The 20,124-nt window shown below is 66.7% G+C and carries 18 protein-coding genes and 1 pseudogene; 6 read left to right on the forward strand and 13 right to left on the reverse strand.

What is annotated here, in order from left to right:
* Positions 1-128: 128 nt before the first annotated feature.
* Positions 129-1,274 (reverse strand): LLM class flavin-dependent oxidoreductase, encoded by a 1,146-nt coding sequence (locus ACLP4W_RS28365; RefSeq protein WP_442379711.1) that lies wholly within the window; start codon positions 1,272-1,274, stop codon positions 129-131.
* A 123-nt stretch (positions 1,275-1,397) separates the two neighbouring features.
* Entirely contained in the window at positions 1,398-2,990 is a 1,593-nt protein-coding gene (locus ACLP4W_RS28370) for a phospholipase C (protein ID WP_442379709.1), read from the reverse strand.
* 212 nt (positions 2,991-3,202) lie between these two features.
* On the opposite strand from ACLP4W_RS28370, the gene ACLP4W_RS28375 reads away from it, so the two are divergent.
* Positions 3,203-4,075 carry an alpha/beta hydrolase gene (locus ACLP4W_RS28375; protein ID WP_442379718.1) on the forward strand — a complete coding sequence of 291 codons (873 nt, stop codon included), beginning with the start codon at positions 3,203-3,205 and terminating at the stop codon, positions 4,073-4,075.
* 51 nt (positions 4,076-4,126) lie between these two features.
* Positions 4,127-6,271, forward strand: coding sequence for an acyltransferase family protein (locus ACLP4W_RS28380; RefSeq protein ID WP_442379717.1), 2,145 nt, complete (start codon positions 4,127-4,129; stop codon positions 6,269-6,271).
* A gap of 241 nt (positions 6,272-6,512) precedes the next feature.
* Here the strand turns inward: ACLP4W_RS28380 and ACLP4W_RS28385 are convergent, their stop codons facing one another.
* Both ACLP4W_RS28385 and ACLP4W_RS28390 read right to left on the reverse strand, forming a co-directional pair.
* Entirely contained in the window at positions 6,513-7,217 is a 705-nt protein-coding gene (locus tag ACLP4W_RS28385) for an Rv0518 family GDSL lipase (protein WP_442379707.1), read from the reverse strand.
* A 163-nt stretch (positions 7,218-7,380) separates the two neighbouring features.
* On the reverse strand, positions 7,381-8,631 hold the full coding sequence (locus ACLP4W_RS28390) for an acyltransferase family protein (RefSeq protein WP_442379705.1): 1,251 nt from the start codon (positions 8,629-8,631) through the stop codon (positions 7,381-7,383).
* A 349-nt stretch (positions 8,632-8,980) separates the two neighbouring features.
* On the opposite strand from ACLP4W_RS28390, the gene ACLP4W_RS28395 reads away from it, so the two are divergent.
* Positions 8,981-9,412 (forward strand): STAS domain-containing protein, encoded by a 432-nt coding sequence (locus tag ACLP4W_RS28395; RefSeq protein WP_442379703.1) that lies wholly within the window; start codon positions 8,981-8,983, stop codon positions 9,410-9,412.
* On the opposite strand, the gene ACLP4W_RS28400 is transcribed toward ACLP4W_RS28395, so the two are convergent.
* The 7 genes from ACLP4W_RS28400 to ACLP4W_RS28430 form a co-directional block, all read right to left on the reverse strand.
* Positions 9,396-9,653, reverse strand: a complete 258-nt coding sequence (locus ACLP4W_RS28400; RefSeq protein ID WP_442379701.1) for a hypothetical protein — start codon at positions 9,651-9,653, stop codon at positions 9,396-9,398. The genes ACLP4W_RS28395 and ACLP4W_RS28400 overlap by 17 nt on opposite strands.
* Positions 9,650-10,192 carry a DUF3093 domain-containing protein gene (locus ACLP4W_RS28405; RefSeq protein WP_442379699.1) on the reverse strand — a complete coding sequence of 181 codons (543 nt, stop codon included), beginning with the start codon at positions 10,190-10,192 and terminating at the stop codon, positions 9,650-9,652. The genes ACLP4W_RS28400 and ACLP4W_RS28405 overlap by 4 nt, the downstream gene beginning before the upstream one ends.
* A 35-nt stretch (positions 10,193-10,227) precedes the next feature.
* Complete coding sequence (hemB, locus tag ACLP4W_RS28410; protein WP_442390676.1) at positions 10,228-11,208, reverse strand: porphobilinogen synthase; 981 nt, start codon at positions 11,206-11,208, stop codon at positions 10,228-10,230.
* A gap of 3 nt (positions 11,209-11,211) precedes the next feature.
* Positions 11,212-12,882 carry a uroporphyrinogen-III synthase gene (locus tag ACLP4W_RS28415; protein ID WP_442390677.1) on the reverse strand — a complete coding sequence of 557 codons (1,671 nt, stop codon included), beginning with the start codon at positions 12,880-12,882 and terminating at the stop codon, positions 11,212-11,214.
* Between the two features lie 23 nt (positions 12,883-12,905).
* Positions 12,906-13,853, reverse strand: a complete 948-nt coding sequence (gene hemC, locus ACLP4W_RS28420) for a hydroxymethylbilane synthase (RefSeq protein ID WP_442390680.1) — start codon at positions 13,851-13,853, stop codon at positions 12,906-12,908.
* Positions 13,854-13,866: 13 nt separating this feature from the next.
* Positions 13,867-15,237, reverse strand: a complete 1,371-nt coding sequence (locus tag ACLP4W_RS28425; RefSeq protein ID WP_442390678.1) for a glutamyl-tRNA reductase — start codon at positions 15,235-15,237, stop codon at positions 13,867-13,869.
* Positions 15,238-15,344: 107 nt separating this feature from the next.
* Positions 15,345-15,608, reverse strand: a complete 264-nt coding sequence (locus ACLP4W_RS28430; RefSeq protein ID WP_442379691.1) for a glutaredoxin family protein — start codon at positions 15,606-15,608, stop codon at positions 15,345-15,347.
* A 118-nt stretch (positions 15,609-15,726) separates the two neighbouring features.
* On the opposite strand from ACLP4W_RS28430, the gene ACLP4W_RS28435 reads away from it, so the two are divergent.
* From ACLP4W_RS28435 to ACLP4W_RS28445, 3 genes and pseudogenes are all read left to right on the forward strand, one after another.
* Positions 15,727-16,629, forward strand: a complete 903-nt coding sequence (locus tag ACLP4W_RS28435) for an HAD family hydrolase (RefSeq protein WP_442390681.1) — start codon at positions 15,727-15,729, stop codon at positions 16,627-16,629.
* Positions 16,630-16,671: 42 nt separating this feature from the next.
* Positions 16,672-17,223: an FAS1-like dehydratase domain-containing protein gene (locus ACLP4W_RS28440; protein ID WP_442379689.1), complete on the forward strand. Its 552-nt coding sequence runs from the start codon at positions 16,672-16,674 to the stop codon at positions 17,221-17,223.
* Positions 17,220-18,091, forward strand: a pseudogene (locus ACLP4W_RS28445) (cyclopropane mycolic acid synthase family methyltransferase). The gene ACLP4W_RS28440 and the pseudogene ACLP4W_RS28445 overlap by 4 nt, the downstream one beginning before the upstream one ends.
* 4 nt (positions 18,092-18,095) lie before the next feature.
* Here the strand turns inward: ACLP4W_RS28445 and ACLP4W_RS28450 are convergent.
* The gene (locus tag ACLP4W_RS28450; RefSeq protein WP_442379685.1) at positions 18,096-19,163 is read right to left on the reverse strand and encodes a lysophospholipid acyltransferase family protein; all 1,068 of its coding nucleotides are present in this window, start codon (positions 19,161-19,163) and stop codon (positions 18,096-18,098) included.
* Positions 19,164-19,185: 22 nt separating this feature from the next.
* The coding region (locus tag ACLP4W_RS28455; RefSeq protein WP_442390679.1) for an NAD-dependent epimerase/dehydratase family protein at positions 19,186-20,124 on the reverse strand (939 nt) is incomplete at its 5' end.

Genomic DNA, 20,124 nt, shown 5'->3' on the forward strand with positions numbered 1-20,124 from the left:
CGCCTTCGACCTGCTCGACACCCCGATACCGCTCACCGCCGCCGCGTAGCCAGAACAACCACCCCACGAAACCAGCCAATCCCCAGGTCACCCCGGGATTCACCTATTTCAGCTGCCGTAACTTCGGACTAGTGCGCCGAGGCGACCGCGAACGGCGTCGCCGGTGCCGGTTGTGGCTGACGGTTGGGGTGTTGCCACAGGCCCCTGCGCTCGAGCAGCGGCAGGACGCCCTCGCCGAACCAGTACGCCTCTTCCAGGTGCGGATAGCCCGACAGGATGAAGTGGGTGATGCCCAACTGCGAGTACTCGACGAGCCGCTCGGCAACCTCGGCGTGCGAGCCCACCAGTGCGGTGCCCGCCCCGCCGCGCACCAGGCCCACCCCGGCCCACAGGTTGGGACCCACCGAGAGCCGGCTGCTGCTGCCGTCGTGCAACTTCAGCATGCGACGCTGACCCTCCGATTCGCTGCGCGCCAGGCTGGCCTGCACCCGCTCGACATCTGCCGGGTCGACGGCCGCCAACAGCCGGTCGGCTTCGGCCCACGCTTGGGCGGCGGTGTCGCGGTTGATCACGTGAATCCGCAAGCCGTACTGCAGACCTCGCCCGGTGTCGACGGCCAGCCCACGAATCCAGTCAAGTTTCTCGGCCACCGCCGCGCGCGGTTCACCCCAGGTGAGGTAGACGTCGGAGTACTTGGCGGCGACCGGCCCGGCGGATGCCGACGATCCGCCGAAGAACACCGCGGGAATCGGGTCGGGTGGATTGTTCAGCTGCGCGCCTTCGACGCGAATGTGGTTTCCGGCGAAGGTCACCGGCTCTGGCGAGGCCCACAGTTGCCGCACCACATGCAGGAACTCGGCGGTGCGTTCATACCGCGACTGTTTGTCCAGGAAATCACCGTAGGCCCGTTGCTCGTGCGGTTCGCCGCCGGTGACGACATTGAGCAGCAGCCGGCCGCCGGAGTGCCGCTGGAAGGTCCCGGCCATCTGCGCGGCCAGAGTGGGGCTGAGCAGCCCGGGACGGAACGCGACAAGGAATTTCAGTGTCTTGGTTCCTTCGATCAGCATCGCCGTCGTCAACCAGGCGTCCTCACACCACAATCCGGTTGGTGTGAGCACCGCCTCGAAACCGTTGTCTTCGGCGGCCGCGCAAATCTGGTGCAGGTACCGCAAAGTCGCAGGCCGGTCGCCATGCATCGCCGTGCCGTGTCCGCCCGCGACCAGGTTTCGCGAATCCCCGTAAGTCGGCAAGAACCAATGAAACGCCAGACTCATCCACCCTCCCTTGCGGGCCTCTTCCCTTGTGCCGCCTCTTCCTTTGTGCATCGTGCGGGACGACGCGTGGGCGCGCGAGGGTTGAAACCGTCGAGATCCGATCCCGGCGTTTTGGCGTTGGCGCTAGTGCGGATTGCCGGTGTGGGCGTCCAGCGACAGGGCCGGTTGGACCGGACCGGTGAAATCGAACATCGCGGTGAGCGCGCCGGCGCGTTCGTCGAACGAGTGGTCCCCGATGCGGCCGGTGCTCCAGTTGTCCTCGACGAATCGAAGGATTGAGGTTTGGTCGGTCAGGGTGTGGTCGACGAAATTCGTTCTGACATAAGGAGATATGATCAGCAACGGGAGCCGAGGGCCGTACCCGCACCGTCCTTGGTAGAGCACCGGAGCGGCCGCCGCATCACCGCATCGGCCCGGACCGTTCAGCGCGTCTTCGGGCGTCGCGGACGGCGACACGATCGACGAAGGTTTGTGATCGTACCAGCCATCGGAGTCGTCATAGGTGACGACGATCGCCATATCCCGCCATTCCGGAAGCCTTTGCAGATGGTTGATCGTCTCGACGAGGAACCGCTGCTCGTCGAGCGGATCGGAGTAACCGGCGTGCCCGTTTTCGTAAGCCGGCGGTTTCAGAAAGCTCACCGATGGAAGGTGACCACCATCGGCGGCGGCCCAGAAATCGGACAAGTCGTATTGATGGTTGGCCTGGTCACTACGGCCGATCTTGTCGATCGCGCTCGGTGGCAGATGATGCGGGTTGGCGGTGGACGGGAAGTACTGAAACGGCTCGTGGTGGGGAACGTAGTCGGGCTTGATGCCGAACGGCAACGCGCCGGTCTTCCCGGTCCCGCCCAGGATTTCACCGACGTTGTGCGTCGCGCCGCACTCCGCCGTGCCGTCGGGCCTGCGGCTAGTCGGCTTGAAACCGCCCTGGAAGTAACCCCACGTGACGCCCTTCGCGTTGAGCAGGTCACCGATGTTTTTGTTGCTGGAACCGAATTGCACCTGGTCCCGGCTGGAGCAGTCGTCACCGAGGGGTTGCGAATCGTCGATCAGGGTGCCCTGTCCGTTACCGGCGTCGTCTATCACCGTATGAGGCGGGAAGGGTTGCCCGCCTGGCATGAATTCTCTTGTCACTCCGTGGGTTTGCCCCGATACCAAGTTGATATGACCGGGCGACGAAGGTCCGAACGTGGTGTTGTAGTAGTTGTCGCTCATCGAATAGTGCTGTGCGTAGTTCCACAGCGCGGTCACCGAGTTGCCGTCGTAGTAGGCCATCACCAGGCCAGGGGTGTTGAAGGCCGGTGGTGGACAAGCCTCGCCCTCGTCGTGCTCGACAAAGCGATCCATCGCGCCGCCGTTGAAGGATGACTGTTCAGCTTGGTAGGTGTGGTCCTGATCGCAGGTCACCTGCTGACCCGGTCCGCCCAGTCGCATTGGCGCCACCGAGTTGGGGTTGTGCGTCAACAGGTCCGGAGTCAGGCCGTCCACCGCGGGGGTGTCCGGTTTGGCGTTGAACGGCTGGCCGTCGATGTTGGCCGCGTGGGGATACGTTCCGAAATAGTGGTCAAAGGAGACGTTCTCTTCAAAGATGACCACCAGGTGGCGGATCGGCGTGGCGGTGGCGGGTTCCGCGCTCGGGGTCGCCGGTCGGTGCGCGCACGCGGCGACGAGACTGAGCGCTGCGAGAACGGCGGTGAAACGCTGCAATACCATGCGCAGAGAAGTACCGGCTCTTGACCTTCAATCGGTGTCTGTCGGGTAAACACCGTATCAACACAAGGCAAGCGGGCGGGTGCCGACCGAACTTCGGGCCGCGACTCGGTACAACCGAAAGTAACCACTTCATGACCACGGGATCACACAAGATCACGTAATGCTTCCAATTCGGCGTGGCTCGGCCGGTAACGCGCGATCGGCGCGGCATCATTGCGATCATGCCTGACCTCACACGCCGGGCGGTGCTCCGGATGGGCGCCGGTGCCAGCCTGGGAGCCGCTGGCGTGTTCGCCTTCAGCGCCCTGCTGGATCCGGTCAAGCCGCAAGCGGCGCCGGCGCCGCAGGGTCCCGCCCCGTTCGAGCCCCCGACCGCGGGCACCACGCTGCCGACCAAGCTCACCGGCTCGTTCATGTCGGCAGCTCGCGGGGGCATCAAGACCAACTATGTGATCGCCGTCCCGCCCGGCCAAACCGGGATGCTGCGTCCCGTGATCGCGCTGCACGGGATGGACGGCGACGCTAACCAGATGCTGGACATGGGCGTCCAGGAGGGGCTGGCCCGACTGGTCAAAGAGGGCAAGCCGCCATTCGCGGTGGTGGGCGTCGACGGTGGCAATACCTACTGGCACAACAGGGCCTCCGGCGGGGACTCCGGCGCGATGGTGCTCGAAGAGCTGCTGCCGATGCTGTCCACGATGGGTTTCGACACCTCCCGGGTGGGTTTCATTGGGTGGTCGATGGGCGGCTACGGGGCGCTGCACCTGGGTGCCAGACTGGGGCCGTCGCGGACCGCTGGGATCTGCGCCATCAGCCCGGCGCTGTTCACCTCGTTCACCGGCAGCACCCCGGGGGCGTTCGACAGCTACGACGACTGGGTACAGAACAGCGTGTTGGGTGTCCCCGCGTTGAATTCGATTCCGCTGCGCGTGGACTGCGGCACCTTCGACCGCTTCTGCTTCGCCACAAGACAATTCGTCAACCAACTGAAGACTCCGCCGGCAGGCAGCTTTTCCTTGGGCGGGCACGACATCGGCTACTGGCGCACGCAACTGCCTGGCGAGCTAACCTGGATGGCGTCTTAGCCGAGGCAGATGACAGTCAGGCAGGAAGACATCCCCAGCCGCCCCCGCAGAGTGGAGCGGCGCATGAAGCGGACGGGATTTCGTCCGGACATCGAGGGCTTGCGCGCCGTCGCGGTGATCGCAGTGCTGCTTTACCACGCGGGCATTCCGGGCGTCACCGGCGGCTACATCGGTGTGGACGTCTTCTTCGTCATCTCCGGCTTCCTCATCACCGGACTGCTCTGGCGAGAGGTCACGACCACCAACACCATTCGGCTCGGCCGCTTCTACGGTGCACGCGCGCGCCGCCTACTGCCGGCCGCGGCCACCGTCGGCATCGTCACCGCTGCGACCGCGGCCGTGGTGCTGCCGACGTTGCAGGCGCGAAGCGCGTTCGTGGACGGCATCGCCAGCGCCCTGTACGTCGGCAACTACCGATTCGCGATGCAGGGCACCGACTACCTGGCCTCAGATCTCCCGTCATCGCCGTTCCAGCACTACTGGTCACTGGGCGTCGAAGAGCAGTTCTATCTGGTGTGGCCGATGTTGATCATTGGTACGGCATGGGTCCTCCGACGGCTCCCCCTGCTCCGGGACCGTGCCTCGGGCGCAACACCGTACGCGGTGGTCCTCGGGTTGGTCGGGGCGATGTCGCTGGCCGTGGCCGTGCTGTGGACCCGCACGTCGCCGTCGTGGGCGTTCTTCTCGCTGCCCACCCGCGCCTGGGAGCTGGCCGCCGGCGGCCTTGTGGCCCTGTCGATTCCCCAATGGCGCCGGCTGCCAGCGCTACCCGCGGCGATCGTCGGGTGGGGTGGTCTGGCACTGATCGCGCTGACCTGCACTCAGCTGGGCCCTGGCACGCCCTACCCCGGCACCGCTGCGCTGTTGCCCGCGCTGGGCACCGCGCTGGTGATCGGCGGCGGGTGTGTTACCGGCGCCCTGGGGGCGGGGCGCCTGCTGTGCCGGCCGGCAATGCGGGCGATCGGCCGGTTCTCGTACTCGTGGTACCTCTGGCACTGGCCGGTGCTGTTGCTGATGCCTCCGCTGCTGGGCCTGCCCGCAGGACTGCCGGGCAGGCTGGCCGCCACCCTCGTCTCCGCCGGACTCGCGGTGATCACGCTGCATCTGGTCGAGAATCCCGGCCGGTTCGCCGCCACCCTGCGCCGATCGGCGAAGGCCAGCCTGGCCCTGGCCGGCGCCGCCAGCGCGGCCACGGCGTGCGCATGCGTGCTGTTGCTGAACGTGGTAGCAGCGCCGGTGGGACACGGAGCGGCCGCCCCCAAGGCCAACATCGTTGCGCTGCCACCAATGGCCGCTTTCCCCGGTCCCGCCGGCCCCGGCGCGAGCCCTCAAGAAGCGGCGGTGCGCCAGGCCTTCGCGCAGGTGCGCGACGCGGTCGCGGCGTCCGCGAGCCTGCGCGCCGTCCCGTCGAACCTGGACCCGCCGCTTGCCACAGCACCGGCCGACAAGGCGGCCGTCTTCGTCAACGGCTGCGTGCGATCGTGGCGTGATGTCGGACAAGGCGAGTGTGCGACGGGCGATACCGCCTCGCCGGCGACCGTGGCCCTGGTCGGCGACTCGCACGCCGCGATGTGGGAACCGGCGCTCCGGCAGGTCGCCGAGCAGCGGCACTGGCGGTTGGAGACGCTGTCCAAGGTGACTTGCCCGCTGCAGGAACTGCACATCGTCAGCCCGTATCTGGGCCGCGAGTACACCGAGTGCGAACAGTGGCGCGGCCAGATCATGGGTCGGTTGAACGCGGAACACCCGCGTCTGGTCGTGCTGGACATGAGCCGGCGCTACGGCGCGGATTTCGGCTTCAGCTCGTACGACCCGGCGTGGATCGACACCCTGGGCCGCACCGTCGCGCAGTTGCGCGGTTTGGGGGCGACCGTCTTGGTCCTGGGACCCGTGCCGGATCCGCACTCCTCGGTGCCCACCTGCCTGTCGGGACATCTGGACGACGCCACCGTCTGTGCGCCGACGCGGTCGGTCGCGGTCAACGACGGCGGTATCGCCGCGGAGCAGGCGGCGACCACCGGCAGCGGCGGCCACTACGCCGATCTGACCGACCTGTTCTGCGCCCCCGACCGCTGCCCGGTGATCGTCGGCAACACCCTGGTGTTCCGGGACGACAACCACATGACGACTGAGTACGCGCAACTGCTGACACCGGTAGTCGGCGCGTTGGCAGACCGCGCCCTGAGTGGCGGCTGAACCACGGGGAGGCAGTAATGAACTTCTTATCGCAGGCGAACGTCTCATCTACAGAAAGGTTTTGGAGGTTCTCAGGATGACTCCGCTGCTGATGGTCTGCATCGCCGCCGCCGCGCCAGTCGCCGGAATTGGCCTGCTGCACTTGCAAGCACGTCTGGAACGCTGGGACTACGAGCGCCACGCAGACGACTGATACGTCACCGTCTGCAACCTAAACACCTTGTGCGGCAGCAGAACCCATTCACCTGGACAATTGCGTGCGAATCAGCGGTGCTATCTTGTCCGCCAGATACTCATGCCCCGCGTCGTTGGGGTGCACGCCATCGGGGCCGATCAGGTCGGGCCGGTCGACGAACCAGTGGTCGCTGATCGGATCGACGAACGCCGCACCTGCGGCCCGGGCCTCGGCGTTGAGCACGTCGCGAATCTGCATCATGGAACCGGGCACATCGGCGGTCGGCCACGGCGGTCCGATCACCAGGAACCTCTCGGACGGCGCGAAGCGGCGCGCCAGATCGAAGGTAGAGCGGGCCCTTTCGGCCAGCAGCCCGGGATCGACGGGCTGGTCGTTGCGGGAGCCGAAGAACACCACCAGCACATCGTCGGGCTTGACGGCCCTGGCGGTCAGGTCCTCGAAGACGCTGCCGTGGTCGCCGGGCACCCCGTAGCCGGCCCTGCCCTCGGCCGCCACGTCGGCGGCGATCCGCACGCCTCGCGCAGCCAGCGTCTGCCAGGCGCGTGCGGTCCACGAGCTCGGGCCCAGGCCGCCCTCATCGGTGCCAGTGGTGTAGGAGTCGCCGATCACCGCGATGTGATTCAGCCTGGAATCCATGGTCAGTGTGTCGTAGGCCCGCACCCGCTCCGGGTGTGCGTGGAATGCCGGGTCTGCACAGACCATGGCGACCAAAAGAGTGAGGCTCATGACGAAGGTGGCCAGACGACTCACTACTACCTCCCCCCGTGAACCTTCCCCTTGTGATTGGGTCGAGCGCGACAATTCAACGAAATCGTACGGAAACTGAAGCGAACTCGCCGTCAAACGCGCAACAGCACGGTCGCCAACCTCATAGGTTTTGGGGCACAGCGCGATTCGCGAACCCAGGCAACCGTCACACCGCGCGGGCCGAAACCGATTCCAGCCCACCGTCGATCGGAAGCAGCTTGGTGCTTACCGGCTCGGCGGGCTCGGCTTTGTCATCGGCGGGTCTGACGTGTACCTTTCCGGGGACCATTTTGCGCATCCAACGGCGGGCGGGTTCTTCGACGAAGTGATACATCAGGATCGAGATCAGCACGGCGATCGCAAGCAGGCCAACGACATTCCATTTCCACGGATTGTCCTGCGGCGTGAGCTGGAACTGTTCGACGGTCCATCCCCAGGCGGTATGCACCAACTCATGCACCATGTACAGGCAAAACGAGATCTGGCCGCCGTAAACCATCAACCGCGTCGACAGCAACCTCGGCAGACTGCCCAGGCCGATCGCCAGCGTTATCACCAGCGGAACGAACACCACGTCGACGACCCCGCCGCTGTCGTTCTCGACGACACCGGCTATCGGATGCGCGTCGAACCAGTAGAGGACGCCCACCACGGCGGCCAAAAGAAGCAGGGAGATGTAACCCGCGACGCGGCGACCACGATCAGTCAGCCGCAACCTGCGCACGGCCGCACAGGCCAGCGCGCCGGCGGTGAACTGCGTCACGATTCGCGGCAGCCAGCTCCACGGCGTGTAGAAGTGGCCACTGGCCAGCAACATCACCACCGGCGGCAACGACGCCGCGAACGCCAGCAACATCAGGCTTCGCGCCCTCGTCGCCTGCTTCATCCGCAAAATCACCAGCACGAGCAGGCCGAAGAGCAGGTAGGCCAGCCATTCCGCACTGATCGACCAGGCCGGCCCATCCCAACTGGAATCATCGAAGAATGGCGTAAACCACAACTGCACCAGCAGGATCTGGCGCACATAGCTGATCGCGGTGAGTTGACTGGCGTCAGGTGACGGCACGTGACCGACGTGCAGGGTGAAGACCACCCACAGGGCGGCGAGGTGCAGCGTGACCAGGTACACCGGCCACACCCTGGCCAGCCGAAGCCACAGGAAGTGCAGGGTGGCGCGCGTCGACCACGACCGGCCCATGCGATCGAGGTAATTCCACGTCAATACGAATCCGCTGAGGATGAAGAAGAGGTCGACGCCTTGCGCGCCGCAGTTGAGCACCGGCGCCAGCGCGTCACGGAGGCCCGGAGACGCATCGGCCAACATCGGCCGAAAGTGAAACAGCACCACCCACACCGCGGCGAGTACGCGAAGTCCCGTCAGCGCCCGGATCTCTCCCCTGATCTCTACGCCGCGCACGATGCTTCTTCCGCCTGGAACTGTGCCGTTCGTTCGCCTTCTGGCCCGGCTGACCGGGCGATCTCGCCGCATCACAAGCCCCCGATTAGCACCCGGCAGCCATCGCAGCCTAACAGCGCGATCGCCGCGATGGCATGAGGGGTTCTGGTGGGTTGCGGCGTGGGTTGTGGCACGGATCGGCCGCCCAGACTGCCCTACGCGCCAAGAAGCCGTCATCGACATTCCCCCGAATTCTGCAAGCGCCCCCGAAATTCGCTTCTTAGCAAAGAGTTAGACGCGGCTTTCGGCCTCCTTAGGATTTGCGGGTAATTGTTGAGTCAACGCAACACCACGGGGAATGGGGCTGTTCATGGCTATCGCGAACGTCACGACGCGGCAGGGAAACGGCAGCGTGGACTGCGGTGGCGCTCAAATTCGGGCCCACTGTCGTCACCTGGCGACGGTGTTGACCATCCGAGGCGAAATCGACGCCGTCAATGTCGATCAGGTCAGCGAGCACATTCGGCGCTTCATCGTCGGGAATCAACCCGTGGTGCTCGACATGAGTGAGGTGAGTCAATTTGCTACGGCTGGTATCTCGCTCTTGTGCTCACTCGATGAGGACTGCCGCGCCGCTGGGGTGGAGTGGACGTTAGTCGCGAGCCCGGCGGTCATCGAGTGGCTGGGAGACGGGGCCGTGTTTCCGATCGCGCGCACGGCACACCAGGCGCTCCGCAACCTGGCCGACGCCATCGTCAGGCGCCGTCAGCTGGTGCTGCCGCTCATCAAGAAGTCGGCCTAGAGCGCGGCTGACGCCGCAGTCTGGCCATCGCGACCACCGCCAGCACCCCGGCTGTCGTTACCAGGACCAGTGTCAGCAGCAGCCACTGGGGGTTGTAGACCAACGACGTGGTGAACGGCTGCCCGTCCGCGATCGGCGCGACGCCCCTCGTATAACGCGCGTGCGACCAGCTCACTGTGGCTCCCGCCAGCGCGGCGCAGGCCAGGCCGACTTCGACCAAAGCTCGGGACCGGGCGATCATCGCGCCACTCCGTCGTCATCGACGTCGGGGACATCGGATCCGGCGGGCTCCACCCGCTCTTGGACGAGTGGGGTCAGCGCCGCCCGAAGATGACGATGACGACGCGCCCAGGCCTGCGCGGTGCGACCTTGGGTGAGCTTGAGGCCGATGCCTGTCCGGCCGCGCGGCACCCCGACCAATTCGCCGAGCGCCCGCGCCGACTGCCACTTGGCCAGCTCCTTCCCCGAAGCCTCATGATTCTCGGCCTCCGGATAGACCTTGACGATCTCACGCACCAAGATCGTTTCGGTGCCCTCACGCAGGGCGTCTTCGGTCAGCTCGACCGAGACATGGATCCGCGCCGCCTTGACCTGCAGCGCCACGAACGCCGACACCATCACCAGAAAGATCGCCGGGACCAGCAGGTGCACCCCGGCGCCGCTCCAGACTTCGATGAGGATCATGGCCGTCGCGGCCGCCGGGCCCATAAGCACCCACCACCAGCTGGCGCCGGGCTCGTAGAACAGCGGCCTCGGTTCGGTGTCCCTTGCTGTAGTCACTGGAGCCCCATCCCCTATTGTTTCGCGGCGGCGTATCACGAAAGCCAACCCGCCGCGTCGGCGGCCCAGTAGGTCAGTACGATATCCGCTCCGGCACGCCGGATGCTGGTCAACGATTCAAGGGCCGCCGCCCGCCCGTCGATCCAATTGTTCTCGGCCGCCGCGCAAATCATCGCGTACTCCCCCGACACCTGGTACGCGGCTACCGGTACCCGGGACATGTCCGCCGCGGCCGCCACGATGTCGAGGTAGCCCATCGCCGGTTTGACCATCACGATGTCGGCACCCTCGTCGAGGTCCAGCCCGATCTCGCGCAGCGCCTCACGGGCGTTGCCCGGCTCCTGCTGGTAGGTACGCCGGTCGCCGGACAGGCTGGAGCTCACCGCTTCACGGAACGGTCCGTAGAACGCCGAGGCGAACTTGGCGGCGTAGGCCAGGATCACCACATCGGTGTAGCCGGCGACATCCAGGCCGTCGCGGATCGCAGCGACCTGGCCGTCCATCATCCCGCTGGGCCCGACGACGTGGGCTCCCGATTCCGCTTGCGCCACAGCCAGTTTCACGTAGCGGGTCAACGTGGCGTCATTGTCGACCCGGCCCCGAGCGTCGAGGACCCCGCAATGCCCGTGATCGGTGAACTCGTCCAGGCAGGTGTCGGCCATCAGCACCGTGGCGTCACCAAGATCCTTGGTTAGGTCGCGCAGGGCGACGTTGAGGATGCCGTCGGGGTCGGTGCCGGCCGAGCCGGTCGCGTCCTTGTCCTGATCGCGCGGTACCCCGAACAACATCAGCCCGCCCACCCCCGCCGCGACGGCGTCGGCGGCGGCGCTGCGCAGCGAATCCCGGGTGTGCTGTACCACCGCGGGCATCGACGGAATGGGCCGCGGTTCGTCGATCCCGTCGGCGACGAACATCGGCAGCACCAAATGCCTTGGCTCCAGCGATGTTTGCGCCACCAAGCGACGCATCGCGGGGCTTGAGCGGAGCCGACGCGGGCGCTGCCGCGGGTAGGCCATTGGCTAGCGCCTGCGGCTCTTCTTGCGCGGAGGCGGCAGCGCGCCCTCGGCACGCAACCGCGCGGCATGTTCGGCCAGTGCGTCGACCAACGGGCCGACGGCGGCGGTCTCGGGCTGGACATCCACCCGCAACCCGAACTCGGCCGCGGTCTCGGCGGTCTTGGGACCGATGCAGGCGATGATGGTCCGCGCGTGCGGCTTACCGGCAATGCCGACCAGATTGCGCACCGTCGAGCTGGAGGTGAAGCACACCGCGTCGAAGCCACCCGTCTTGATCATTTCTCGGGTGGCCGCCGGCGGCGGTGCGGCACGCACCGTCCGGTAAGCGGTGACGTCCTCGATCTCCCAGCCGCGTTCGCGCAGCCCCTCGGCCAGCGTCTCGGTGGCGATGTCGGCCCGCGGCAGCAAGACACGGTTGACCGGGTCGAAAATGCTGTCGTAGGGCGGGAAGTCGTCCAGCAGGCCGAGCGAGGACTGTTCCCCGGCCGGCACCAGCTCGGGGCTGATCCCGAAGGCACGCACCCGGTCGGCCGTGGACTCGCCGACGCAGGCGATCTTCACCCCGGAGAACGCGCGGGCGTCCAGACCGAACTCGCCGAACTTCTCCCACACCGCGCGCACCGCGTTGGTGGAGGTGAACACCACCCACTGGAAGCGGCCGTCGACCAGGCCCTTGACGGCCCGCTCCATCTGAGCGGGGCTGCGCGGCGGCTCGACGGCAATGGTCGGCACCTCGATCGGCAGCGCGCCGTACGACGTGAGCCGCTCGCTCATCTCGCCGGCCTGGTCCTTGGTGCGGGGCACCAACACGGTCCAGCCGTAGAGCGCGCGGCTTTCCCACCAGTTCAGCTTCGCCCGGCTGGCCACCGTCTTGCCGATGGTCACCACCAGCGGACCGGTCAGCTGCCCCCCGGGGTTGGCGCCGCCCACGACAGCCGGGTCCGTCAGCCCGCGCAGCGTGGTTTCGACCGAACGCTGCTGGCAGGTCGTGCCGTGTGCGGTCACCACGCAGGGGGTGGCCTCGGCCAGCTCGTGGTCGATCAGGGCGCGCGCGGCGTCGGCCAGGTGCGATGCGGTGGCCTGCAGGATCAGCGGGCCGGGAGCGGCGGCCAGCGCCTCCCAGTCGGTGTCTTTGGGGTCGATGCGCACGTCGGCAACCGTGTGCGACGAGCCCAGCGGCAGCCCCGCATAGGTGGGGACGGCGCTGGTGGCGGCCAGGCCGGGCACGATCTCGATGTGCAGGTGGCTGCGCGTGACGGCGTTCACCTCGGTGGTGACCGAGTCGACCGTCAGCGGGTCACCGGCAACCAGGCGCACCACGTCGGCACCCGTTCGGGCCTCGGCAACCAGCGTCTTGGCGACGTCGGCGGGCTCGCCCAGCGCCGGGCGGATGTCGGGACCGCCGGACATCACCGCGGGCGCGGCCTGGCCCTGATCGCCGTCGGTGGCCCCGTCGGCAATCCCGGGGACCGGACCGGCCGGCGCCGGACCGGAGACCGGCGGCAGATCTTTGCCGATCAGCGCCAGTACGGGCTCGGGTACGTCGGGGTCGGTGAACACCAGCGCGGCGTTGGCCAGCACCGTGGCGGCCCGCGTGGTCAACAATCCCGGGTCGCCCGGCCCGGAGCCCACGAACGTGATGCGGCCCGGTGTCGGCTTACGCCCTCGCGTCATTGTCGCTCCCAAGTCATTCTCATTCAGTTTCCTCGCGCGGGGTCTTGCCGCGCTGCCCGCATCAGTTCCCGGGCGCCCAGCTCGAACAGCTCCGCGGCGACCGAGAGCCCCAGCTCTCGTGCCCGACCGGGAGTGCCGATGCCGGACGCGCGGATCACGTCGGACCCGTCCAGCGCCGCCACACAACCACGCAGCGACAGCTCTTCGAAGACGCGGCCTTCCTCATCGATGGATTCGACCACCTCGGCGATCGCGCCCACCGGTGCGGAGCAACCGGCCTCCAGTTCGGCCAGCAGGGCTCGCTCCGCGGTGACCGCCGCTCGCGTGTCGGCATCATCCAACTCCGCCAGCACTGCCGCCAACCGGTTGTCACCGGCGCGGCATTCGACGGCGAGCGCGCCCTGAGCCGGTGCTGGCAACATCTGCACCGGCTCTAGCGTCTCGGTGACATCGCCGAGGCGGCCCAGCCGGGCCAGACCGGCCCGGGCAACCACGATCGCGTCAAGATCACCACTGCTTACCCTGTTCAACCTGGTATCTAGGTTGCCTCGTAGGGGGCGGATTTCCAAACCGAGACCCAATGCTCTAAGCTGCGCGGCCCGCCGCGGGGATGACGTGCCCACCAGCGAGCCGGCCGGCAACTCCCCGAGCACCAGCCCGTCGCGGGCCACCACCGCGTCGCGGGGGTCATTCCGTGGAGGTATCGCCGCCACCGTGAACCTCGCATCGTCAGCCGTTGGCAAATCCTTGTGCGAGTGCACCGCGGCGTCGACGCGGCCGTCTTCGATGGCCTCACGCAGCGCGGTGGTGAAGACGCCCACACCCAGACTTTCGATGGGCGCCGGCGACCGGTCGCCGGCGGTGGTAATCGTCACCAACTCGGCGGGGTGGCCGTTGGCGATCAGCGCATCCCTGACGACGCCGGCCTGGGTGGTGGCCAACAGACTGCCCCGGGTCCCTATCCGGATCACGTGCGCCAATCGGCTACTCGGTGGATTGCTGCGGGGTGCCCGCGTCGAATCCGCTTGGTACCACTGGCAATTCGCCTGCAGCGACGGCGTCGACGGCGGTCTGGTCAAGTTCGAAGAGTTCGCGCAGCGCCTCGGCGTAGCTGTCACCGCCGGGGGCGCTGGCGAGCTGCTTGATCCGCACGGTGGGCGCGTGTAGCAACTTGTCCACCACCCGCCGCACGGTGCGGGCCACCTCCTCGCGGTGGGCGCTCTGAAGCCCGGGCAGCCGGTTGTCCAGGCGAAGCAGCTCGGCTTCGACCACGTCGGCGGCTCGCTGGCGCAACGCGGTCACCGTGGGGGTGACCTCGGCCATCCGCTGTCCAACCAGGTAGGTGGCAACTTCGGCCGCCACGATATGGCGCGCGGCGTCAACATCGGCGGCCGCCGCATGAGCCGACGGTTCGCGTTGCACGCGATCCACGTCGACCACCCAGACGCCGGGCAATCCGGCCACCGCCGGATCGACATCGCGCGGCATGCCCAGGTCGCAGATCACCAGCGGGTGGGTCGCCTCGTCGCGGCGGGCGGCGGCCAGCGCATGGTGCACATCGGCCAGCGAGACCACCGGGCTCACGGCTCCCGTAGAGCTGACCACGACGTCGGCGGCCGCCAGTGCATCGGCCAGCCGGTCAAGGGGCAGCGCCTCGGCCTGCACGCCCGATTTGCGAATCTTGCGGGCCAGCCGCTGCGCCCGGGACAGGGACCGGTTGAGTACCTGAACGTGCCCGATGCCGGCACGGGTCAGGTGTGCGGCCGACAGTGCGCCCATCGCTCCGGCGCCGATGACCACGGCCGTCTTGCCCGCCAGCCCGTCCAGCCTGCGCTCGGCCATGCCGAGGGCCACCGACACCACCGAGGCGCCGGCAGCGTCGATGGCAGTTTCGGAATGCACCCGCTTGCCCACCGACAGTGCCCGCTGGGCCAGCTCGTGCAGCACGCGGCCGACGGTGCGATTGGCCTCGGCGGCGGCGTACGCGCGGCGCACCTGACCAAGCACCTGTTGCTCACCGATCACCGCTGAATCCAGACCGCTGGTAACCGCGAATAGGTGCTCGACTGCGGCCTCGCTGTAGCGGACGTAGGCGTATTTGGTCAAGTCGCCCAACGGCATCGCGGAATGCTCGGAGAGCACCTGCCCGATGACCGCCAGACCGCCGTGGAAGGCGTCGACCACCGCGTAGACCTCGACCCGGTTGCAGGTGGACAGCACCATGGCCTCGGTCACCAGCGGTGATTGCATCATCTCGTCGATGATCTTGATCTGGTCGGATTCGTCGGTGCTTAGCTGCTCCAGAACCGAGACCGGCGCGCTGCGGTGCGACACACCAAAGAGCAGGACGCTCACGGCTGAATCACCTGGCCCGCTCCCTTGCTATCACCAGTGATCGAACTTGATCCCACGGTAGACGTTTAACAGGTGGGCCACCAAATTTGCGCCGATGTCAGCCGATGTCAGAGGCGCCCGGCAAGGTCTTTGCGCAGCCGGGGCTCGTCGACCTCCCAGTAGCTGTGCTCGCGGCCGTCGAGCAGCACCACCGGCAGCCGGTCACCGAACTCGGCGCGGAGGGCGCTGTCGCCGGCTGCCGCGGCTTGGTCTACGTCGGTGGTCGACAGGTCGAAGTCGAGTTCCGCGGCCAGTTGGTTGAGCTGCGCGTGCACGCGATCACAGATCGTGCAGCCGGCGCGGGTCAACAGCTGCACCTGTGGGCGGCTCATGGCCCCAGTGTGGCAGCGGGCAGCGCCGCTCGCTCCCCCACGTAGCCTCCGCCGGAACGCTCCGCGGCTCCCCGGCGGATACTGTTGAACTGTGAGCGCTCCCGGCGGCCCGGACACCGTGGAACCCGGCCCCAACGCAGGACCTGACCCGGATGAACTGGACCTGGAGGAGCTGGCCGCCAACGCCAGCGCCGACCGTGCGCTGGTGGACGCCCATACCGACGCCGCCCCCGGGCCCGAGCAGCCGCCCGTCGACTTAACTGCGGCGGCGTTCTTCGACGTGGACAACACCCTGGTGCAGGGTTCGTCGCTCATACATTTCGGCCGCGGTCTGGCCGCGCGCAAGTACTTCACCTATCGCGACGTGCTCGGGTTTGTCTACGCGCAAGCCAAGTTTCAGCTCATCGGACGGGAAAACAGCGACGACGTCGCCGCGGGCCGAAGCAAGGCCCTGGCCTTCATCGAAGGCCGATCCACCGAAGAGCTGGTTCGGCTGGGCGAAGAGGTCTTCGACGAAATCATCGCGGACAAGATCTGGACGGGCACTCGCGATCTGGCGCAGATGCACCTCGACGCAGGCCAGCAGGTCTGGCTGGTCACCGCCACGCCCTATGAACTCGCGATAACCATCGCCCGCCGGCTAGGACTGACCGGCGCGCTGGGCACGGTCGCCGAGTCGGTCGACGGCGTGTTCACCGGCAGGCTGGTGGGCGAGATCCTGCACGGCCCCGACAAGGCGCACGCGGTGCGCTCGCTGGCCATCCGCGAGGGCCTCAACCTCAAGCGCTGTACCGCCTACTCCGACAGCTTCAACGATGTGCCGCTGCTCTCCCTGGTCGGGACGGCTGTCGCCATCAACCCCGACAGCCACTTGCGCGACCTGGCCCGCAAACGCGGCTGGGAAATCCGTGACTTTCGAACGGCGCGCAAGGCCGCCCGGATCGGCGTGCCGTCGGCCCTGGCGCTTGGGGCAGCGGGCGGTGCACTCGCCGCGGTCGCCTCCCGACGCCAATCGCGCTGATAAGCTGCGCCGCTGAGCATCCCTAAGAGTGGAGATCAGTGCATGTCACTTCCCGAAGGCGCCGAAGGACTCATCGGAACGCACTACCGGTTCCCGGATTACTTCGACGTCGGACGCGAAAAGGTCCGCGAGTTCGCGCAGGCCGTCAAGGACGACCATCCGTCGCACTACTCTGAGGCGTCGGCCGCAGAGGCCGGTTACGGCAGCACTGTGGCGTCGCTCACCTTCCTTGCGGTCGCCGGACGGCGTGTTCAGCTCGACGTCTTCACCAAGTTCGACATCCCGATCAACCTCGCGCGGGTGCTGCACAGGGACCAGAAATTCGTGTACCACCGGCCGATCATGGCCGGTGACCGGCTGTTCTTCGACACCTACCTAGACAACGTCATCGAATCACACGGCACCGTAATCGCCGAGATCCGCAGCGAGGTCACCGACGCCGACGCCAACCCGGTGATCACCAGCATCGTCACGATGCTCGGCGAGTCGTCCAACCCGGATGCCGACGCAGCTGCGACGATTGCCGCAATTGCATCCATCAGCGGCGGGGCTAGTGTCGGCCGGGACCTTCTAGGGGGAGAGTCACACCGATGAGCACCAATCTCACGCCACACTTCGACGACGTCCAGTCACACTACGACCTGTCGGACGACTTCTACGGGCTGTTCCTCGATCCGTCACACACCTACAGCTGCGCGTACTTCGAGCGCGACGATATGACGCTGGAAGAGGCCCAGCTGGCCAAGATCGACCTGTCGCTGGGCAAGCTGGGCCTAGAACCCGGAATGACGCTGCTCGACGTCGGCTGCGGCTGGGGCGCCACGTTGAGGCGCGCCATCGAGCGCTACGACGTCAACGTGATCGGCTTGACGTTGAGCAAGAACCACGCCGCACATGCGCAGAAGTTGTTGGACGAGCTGGACAGCCCACGTTCCAAGCAGGTGCTGCTGGAAGGCTGGGAGCAGTTCCACGAGCCGGTGGACCGGATCGTGAGATCGGCGCGTTCGAACACTTCGGATTCGACCGCTAGCCCGACTTCTTCAAGATGGCTTACCAGGCGCTGCCGGCCGGCGGCACGATGCTGTTGCACACGATCGTGATCCCCACTCTCGAAGAACTCGAGCAGCGTCAAATCAGATTGACGATGACGCTTATCCGTTTCGTCAAATTCATGATGGACGAGATCTTTCCCGGCGGCCGGCTGCCCTCGGTGGCGCTTGTCGAAGAGCACGCGGAGAAGGCCGGCTTCGAGGTGGCCCGCGTTCAGTCGCTGCGGCTGCACTACGCACGCACGCTGGAGATCTGGGCGGCCGCGCTGGAGGCGCGCAAGGACGAGGCCATCGCGATCCAGTCGGAAGAGGCCTACGAGCGCTACATCAGGTACCTGACCGGCTGCGCCGACCTGTTCAGCAAGGGCAATACCGACGTTTGCCAGTTCACACTGGTCAATCCGGCCGCGTAGGGGCTCAGCCGAAGAACATATTGCGGCGCCCGGCCAGCAGCTGGTAGAGCGTCTGCTGGATGGTCTCGCGGACCTGGTCGGTCAGCTCGAAGGTGACCATGGGATCGTCGGCGTCGGCACTCTCGTAGTGCGCGGTGGGAATCGGCTCACCAAACGCGATGTGCCACTTCGACGGCAGCGGCACCAGCCCGGCCGGCCCGGCCAGCGGGAACAGCGGGGTGATCGGGAAGTAGGGCAAGCCGAACAGTCGCGCCAGCAGCCTGACGTCGGCCAGCATCGGGTAGATCTCCTCGGAGCCCACGATGGAGCAAGGCACGATCGGGGCTTTGGTGCGCAGCGCCGCCGCCACGAAGCCACCGCGCCCGAACCGCTGCAGCTTGTAGCGGTCCTTGAAGCGCTTACCCAGGCCTTTGTATCCCTCGGGGAACACCGCGGTCAGTTCCCCGGAGGCGAGCAGCCGATGGGCGTCGGCGGTGCATGCCATGGTGTGGCCGGCCTTGCGGGCTGCGTCGCCGAGCATCGGCAGGTCGAACACCATATCGGCGGCCAGCAGCCGCAGGTCACGATGCGCCGGATGCTCGTCATGAACAGCCACCGAGGCCATCAGCCCGTCGAACGGCAGCACGCCGGCGTGATTAGCCACCACCAACGCCGCGCCGGACTCGGGCAAGTTCTCGATTCCGCTGACCTCGACCCGGAACCACGACTTGAAAAAGAACCTCAGCAGCGGCCGCACGATTGCGTCGTTGAAATGCGGATCAAACCCGAACTCATCGACCTTGTAATCGCCGGTAAGCCGGTGTCGTAGGAAGTCGGCGACGGCACTGACCTTGTGCGCCAGCTCGTTGCCGGACTGGTCGGCTACGGATTTGCCGCCTGAAGCGCGCCGGTGGTGGTCGATCTCACGTACAACGGCGGCGACCTGATCGGCCGACGCCCGATTGCCCGGTTCGGAAAGCAGCGAGGGATGCTGACGAGACGCCTGGGTGCGTTGGCCGGCGCGTCGCTGCGCCGCTGCACGATTTGAATTCGCGTGCAGCGGAATGACTTTCGCCTTCGAATCGCCCGCCATTAAGTTAACCTCCCCCCACCCGTTAGTTGATTTTGGTTCGGCCACCTAAGCGCTGCGCTGCTGCTACGGCCCGACCTTCAATCGAGCGTACCCACTCTGGATCGATAATGGGAGTTAAACCTCGGCCGCGTACGTAATCGTCAAAAGCCTCTGCAGTAGTCCACTTGGGATGGTATTCAAGCTCGGTTCGCATCCTTGTGATGTCCATCACACGGCCATAGCTCAAGTAGTCGAGTTGCTCACGGTTGATCTCGGTGTAGTGGTTGGCCCGTCGCAGTGAATCCAGCGCCCACAGCCCGAATCCGGGCACTGGCACCGACACTCGGCCTGCTCGCCGGATCGCCTGCGACAGCATGATGATGCCGCTGGCGCCGATATTGAAGGTGCCTGCCTTGCCGGCCATCACGGCGCGCTCCAAAGCGCCGAGCGCATCCTGCTCGTGCAGCAGCTGCAGCCGCGCGTCGCGGCCGAGCACCGTCGGGACCAGCGGTCCGGCCAGGTATCGCGACAGCGTGGTTTCCATCGCCGGACCGATCATGTTGGCCAGCCGCAGAATCGTCACCGCGATGTCGGGCCGACGCCGGCCGAGCCCGCGGGTATAACCCTCGATGTCCAGGCTGTCTTTGGGAAAGCCCTCCCGGAACGGACGACGGCTGCTGCTGTCTTCGGTGAACATCACCGGATCGTGCGGACTGGAACCGTAGACCTCAGATGTCGACTTCAGCACGACTCGACGCACCGACGGCGCCTTCTGGCAGGCCGCGAACAGCTGCATCGCGCCCAGCACGTTGATTTCCTTCAACGCTGCGCCGCCACCGGACCGCGGCGCAAACGACGCCGCAGCGGCGTGCACCACGGTGTCGACATCGCCATTTCGAATCACCTTGGCGACAAAGGGGTTGCGGATGTCCGCGCGGACGAACTCGGCGCGGCCCATCCGGCGCAGCATGTCCTTGCTGGG

It is taken from the genome of Mycobacterium sp. (genome assembly GCF_052145595.1).
Taxonomy (GTDB): domain Bacteria; phylum Actinomycetota; class Actinomycetes; order Mycobacteriales; family Mycobacteriaceae; genus Mycobacterium.